The organism is Mycobacterium sp. TH-M82, assembly GCF_057473605.1.
This window is the reverse complement of the sequence record NZ_JBYCKY010000306.1, coordinates 1-5,792: the sequence shown is the minus strand read 5'-3', so window position 1 is coordinate 5,792 and position 5,792 is coordinate 1. Positions and strand designations below refer to the sequence as shown.

Here is a 5,792-nt window from a genome sequence, read left to right as displayed (position 1 = left end):
GGCCGATGGTGCGCAAGGCCGCCATGAAGACCCAGCCGTGGATCCTGGCCTACGAGGACGCCAACGTCGACGTCGGCCTGGCGACCGGCCTGACCGGTCACGCTCAGATCGGCAAGGGCATGTGGACCATGACCGAGTTGATGGCGGACATGGTCTCCCAGAAGATCGCCCACCCTCGTGCCGGTGCCAGCACCGCCTGGGTGCCGTCACCGACCGCGGCCACCCTGCACGCCATGCACTACCACCAGGTTGACGTGTTCGCGGTGCAGCGTGAGCTCGCCGGCAAGACCCGCACCACGCTGCAACAGCTGCTGACCATTCCGCTCTCCGGGGAACTGGCCTGGGCGCCGGAGGAGATCCGTGAGGAGGTCGACAACAACTGCCAGTCGATTCTCGGGTACGTGGTGCGGTGGGTCGACCAGGGTGTGGGCTGCTCGAAGGTGCCCGACATTCACGACGTGGCCCTGATGGAAGACCGTGCGACCCTGCGGATCTCCTCGCAGCTGCTGGCCAACTGGCTGCGCCACGGGGTGATCACCGTCGAGGACGTGCGGTCGAGCCTGGAGCGGATGGCTCCGGTGGTGGACCGGCAGAACGCCGGAGACCCGGATTATCGGCCGATGGCACCCGATTTCGAGACCAGCATCGCGTTCGCCGCCGCGCAGGAGCTGATCTTGTCCGGGACCGCGCAACCCAACGGCTACACCGAGCCGATCCTGCATCGAGCCCGTCGTGAGTTCAAGGCTTACCCATCGGGTCGAGCCGGTGACGATGCTCGCCGCTAGCCGACACACTCATCGCCATGGGTAGGCACAGCATTCGCGGGCCGGATGAGTTCTCCGACAGGCCAATCGACCACACCCCCGAGACCCCGGAAACCGATGACGACCACCATGCCGGCGACACCGGCGACACCCGGGAGGCACCGTCGCCGGCCAGTCATCGCAGCGAGTCGCGGGGCGGCCACCGCACCGAAGCCGGGCGGCGCGGTGTCAGCACCGGCGTGATTGCCACCCTGGTTGCGGTGATCGTCGTGGTGGGCACGGTGATCCTGTGGCGATTCTTCGGCAATTCGCTGTCCCACCGCTCCAGCAGCGCCGCCGGGCGCTGCATAGCCGGCCAGCTGACGGTCGCCGTCGTCGCGGATCCGTCGATCTCCGATCACATCAGCGAATTCGCCGGCCAGTTCAACAAATCGGCCAAGCCCGTCGGTGACCGCTGCGTGTCGGTACAGGTCAAACCCGCGGACTCGGGCGCCGTCGTCGGCGGCTTCATCGGCGACTGGCCGGGCCAGCTGGGTGAACGACCGGCGTTGTGGATCCCGGGCAGCTCGGTCTCGGCGTTGCGGCTCCAGGCCGCCGCCGGCCAGCAGACCGTCAGTGACAGCCGCTCCCTGGTCACCTCCCCGGTGTTGCTCGCTGTACGGCCTGAACTTAAACCCGCGCTTACACAACAGAATTGGGCGACATTACCCATTCTGCAAAGCGATGACGATGGGTTGGCCCGGGTGCACCTACCCGGTTGGGGGTCGCTGCGGCTGGCGCTGCCGGTGGACGGCAACGCCGACGCCGTGTTCCTCGCCGCCGAGGCGGTCGCGTCGGCTTCCACGCCGCCCGGTGCACCGGCCAGCGCGGGCATCCCGGCGTTGCGCACCCTGGTCGACGCGCAGCCCAAGCTGGCGGACAATACGTTGGCCGAGGCGCTGAACACGCTGCTAAGGCCGGCTAATCCGGCAACCGCGCCGGTGCACGCGGTGGTCACCACCGAACAACAGGTGTTCTCCCGGGGCGAGTCGGTGGCCGACGCCGCCGGCACACTGGGTTCGTGGCTACCGCCGGGGCCGGCCGCGGTCGCCGACTACCCGACGGTGTTGCTCAGCGGAGGGTGGCTGTCGCCGGAGCAGATCGGCGCCGCCAGCGAGTTCGCCCGCTTCGTCCACAAACCCGACCAGCTGGCGGACTTGGCCAAAGCCGGGTTCCGGGTCCAGGGCATCGCACCGCCGAAGAGTGACGTCACCAGTTTCGCGTTGTTGCCCGGAACACTGTCGGTGAGCGACGATGCGCTGCGCACCACGCTGGCCAGCGTGCTGTCCGCGCCGGCCACCAGCGCCGCCGTCACCATCATGCTGGACCAGTCGATGGCCACCAGCGAGGGCGCCGACACCGGGCTGACCAATGTTGTTTCCGCGCTGGAGCGCCAAATTCAGACCATGCCGTCCAACGCCACGGTGGGTCTGTGGACCTTCGACGCCACCGAGGGCCGCTCGGTGGTCTCCACCGGCCCACTGGCCGACCCGGTGGACGGAGAGCCCCGGGCCGCCGCACTGGTCGCCGAACTGAATCACCTGACCTCGACGTCCGGCGGTGCGGTGTCGTTCACGACGCTGCGCCTGGTCTACAACCAGGCACTTGCCAATTACCTCGCCGGCCAGAGTAATTCCGTGCTGGTGCTGACCTCCGGACCGCACAGCGACCAGACGCTGGGCGCTACCGGCCTGCAGGACTTCATCCGCCAGAGCGTCGACCCCGAGCGCCCTGTCGCCGTCAACGTCATCGACTTCGGCGACGACCCCGACCAGTCGACCTGGCAGGCCGTCGCCCGACTGTCCGGCGGCAGCTACCTCAGTGTCGCCGGGTCGAACTCACCGGAACTGGCCGCCGCGCTGAGCACACTGCTGAGCTGACGACAGCTGACCAGCTGACCACAGCTGACCTCAGGGCAGGGCCTGAATCGGCGGGCACGAGCAGACCAGGTTGCGGTCGCCGTAGGCTCCGTCGATGCGCCGCACTGCCGGCCACACCTTGGGCCGGAATGCCGTGCCCAGTGGGTAGGCGGCCTCTTCGCGGGTGTAGGGGTGTTCCCACTTGTCGGCGAGCAGACACGCGGCGGTGTGCGGCGCGCCGCGCAGCGGGTTGTCGTCGGATGGCCATTCTCCGGCGCCGACCCGGCCGATTTCGCCGCGGATGGCGATCATCGCCGCGCAGAACGCGTCAACCTCGGCCAGGCTCTCGCTTTCGGTCGGCTCAACCATCAGCGTGCCCGCCACCGGGAAGCTCATCGTCGGAGCGTGAAAGCCGTAGTCCGCCAGCCGTTTGGCCACATCATCGACCGTTACACCGGTGGACGCGGTGATTTGCCGCAGATCGAGAATGCACTCGTGGGCGACCATGCCGTTCGCACCGGTATAGAGCACCGGGTAGTACTCGCCCAGCCGGCGGGCGATGTAGTTGGCCGACGCGATCGCGGTCAGCGACGCCCGCCGCAGCCCGGCGCCGCCCATCATCTTCAGGTAGGCCCAGGTGATCGGCAGGATCGACGCCGACCCGTACGGCGCCGACGACACCGGCCGCCCGGTCGCCAATTCCGGGGCCAGCGGGTGGCCCGGTAGAAACGGCGCCAGGTGCGAGCGAGCCACCAGCGGTCCGACGCCGGGCCCGCCGCCGCCATGCGGAATGCAGAACGTCTTGTGCAGGTTCAGGTGGCTGACGTCGCCGCCGAACCTGCCCGGCCGGGCCAGGCCCACCAGTGCGTTGAGGTTGGCGCCGTCGACGTAGACCTGGCCGCCGGCATCGTGGGTGGCCGCGCAGATCTCGGCGATGTCCTGCTCGTAGACACCGTGGGTGGACGGGTAGGTGATCATCAGCGCCGCCAGCCGGCCGGTATGCTCACCGAGCTTGGCATGCAGATCGTCGAGGTCGACGTCCCCGTTCTCCCGGCAGCCCACCACGGCCACCCGCATCCCGGCCAGGGCCGCCGACGCGGCGTTGGTGCCGTGCGCGCTGGACGGGATCAGGCAGACGTCGCGGTGGCCTTCCCCGCGGCTGGCGTGGTAGGCACGAACCGCCAGCAGGCCCGCATACTCGCCCTGAGAACCGGCGTTGGGCTGCAGCGAGCAGGCGTCGTAGCCGGTCAGCGCAGTCAGCCAGCATTCCAGGTCATCGATGAGCCGCCGCAGCCCCGGTGTATCGCCGGCCGGCGCGAACGGATGCTGCCGGGCGAACTCCGGCCAGGTGATCGGCTCCATCTCGGCGGCGGCGTTGAGTTTCATGGTGCACGAGCCCAGCGGAATCATACTGCGGTCCAACGCAATATCCTTGTCTGCCAGGGTGCGCAGATACCGCATCATCGATGTCTCGGTGCGATGCTCGGTGAAGGCCGGATGGGTCAGAAACGTCGAGGTGCGTATGGTCCCCAAACTGTCGTCACCGGTGGGCACCGACGTCGCGACAGGCAGGCCGAAAGTGTCGAGCACCGCTGCCACGTGCGCGTCGGTGGTGGTCTCGTCGCAGGACACCGACACGTGGTCGCCGTCGACCCGCCACACGTTGATGCCACGCGCCTTCGCCGCGGCGATCACCTGGTCGGCGCGGCCGGGAACCCGGGCCAGCACCGTGTCGAAGTAGGTGTCGTGCACCAACGCATCACCCAGCGCGGCGGCGATCTGTCCGGCATGAGCGTGCGCCCGGCGGGCAATCGCGGCCAGCCCGTCGGCACCGTGGTAGCTGGCGTACATCGCGGCCATCACCGCCAGCAACACCTGCGCGGTGCAGATGTTCGATGTCGCCTTGTCCCGGCGGATGTGCTGTTCACGGGTTTGCAGCGCTAATCGCAGCGCCCCCCTTCCCGCAATGTCGACCGACACCCCGACCAGCCGGCCGGGCAGCTGGCGGGCGTGGCGGGCGTGCACCGCGAGGTAGCCGGCGTGCGGACCGCCGAATCCCATCGGCACGCCGAATCGCTGGGTGCTGCCGAACGCGACGTCGGCGCCGATCTCCCCGGGCGGGGTGATCAGGGTCAGCGCCAGCGGATCGGCTCCGATCGCCGCCAGCGCGCCCCGGTCGTGCGCCTGCTCGACCACCGTGGTCCAGTCGGTGACCCGCCCACTGGCCCCGGGCAGCTGGGCGATGACACCGAAGAACTCGCCCTGCGGCAGCCCGTTGGCCAAATCCACGGTGACGATCTCGATGCCCAGTGGCTGCGCGCGAGTGGCCAGCACCGCAGCGGTCTGGGTAAACACGTCGACGTCGACGACCAGCCGGTCAGAATCACCCCGCACCGCGCGGTACATCAGCGTCATCGCCTCGGCGGCGGCGGTGCCCTCGTCGAGCATCGACGCGTTGGCCACCTCCAGGCCGGTCAGGTCGGCGACCATGGTCTGGAAATTCAGCAGCGCCTCCAGCCGGCCCTGGCTGATCTCCGGTTGATACGGGGTGTAGGCGGTGTACCAGGCCGGGTTTTCCATGACGTTGCGTCGCAACACCGGCGGGGTGAAGGTGTCGTAGTAACCCTGACCGATCATCGACACCGCGACGGTGTTGGTGTCGGCCAGCGTGCGCAACTCGGCCAGCGTCTCGGCCTCGCTGGCGGGCGGCGGCAGCCGGTCCAGCCCGGGAGCTGCATCCGTGCCGGTGAGCGGGTCCAGGATGCCCGCCGGGACGGCCTTGGCGGCTAGGTCGTCGAGCGAATCGACCCCGATGGCGGTGAGCATCGTGGCGATGTCGCGGTGGTCCGGACCGATGTGCCGGTCGGCAAAGTTCAGGCGGGCTTCGGTGGGGTCGGGCATCGGAGAAACTCCTGACATGGGCAGCACGGGCGACACGGGCAGGGCCCAGCACCCACTGGCGGGCCCTCCCCCTCTGTCTTCACCCGTGCGCCGGGCGCCTGAGAGCTTCAGCCGCTGCAAACAGAGCCGCAGGTGGCCTTTCCCCATCGGCGGGTGAAGACCGCTGCCGGTCGCCACCGCTTTCCAGAGGCATCGTCGTCTTCGCGCGGTCCTTCGGGCCTGAGAGGTT

2 protein-coding genes, 1 pseudogene and 1 riboswitch are annotated in these 5,792 nt (G+C 69.0%); of the genes and pseudogenes, 2 read left to right on the top strand and 1 reads right to left on the bottom strand.

From position 1 onward, the window contains the following. Both AC2VON_RS09725 and AC2VON_RS09720 read left to right on the top strand, forming a co-directional pair. A pseudogene (locus AC2VON_RS09725) lies at nucleotides 1–785 on the top strand (malate synthase G); the annotation flags it as partial. Between the two features lie 17 nt (nucleotides 786–802). After that, nucleotides 803–2,683: a vWA domain-containing protein gene (locus AC2VON_RS09720; RefSeq protein ID WP_486952764.1), complete on the top strand. Its 1,881-nt coding sequence runs from the start codon at nucleotides 803–805 to the stop codon at nucleotides 2,681–2,683. A 30-nt stretch (nucleotides 2,684–2,713) separates the two neighbouring features. On the opposite strand, the gene gcvP is transcribed toward AC2VON_RS09720, so the two are convergent. Next, entirely contained in the window at nucleotides 2,714–5,563 is a 2,850-nt protein-coding gene (gcvP, locus tag AC2VON_RS09715; RefSeq protein WP_486952763.1) for an aminomethyl-transferring glycine dehydrogenase, read from the bottom strand. 63 nt (nucleotides 5,564–5,626) lie between these two features. Then, a riboswitch (glycine riboswitch) is annotated at nucleotides 5,627–5,760 on the bottom strand. Nucleotides 5,761–5,792: the final 32 nt, after the last annotated feature.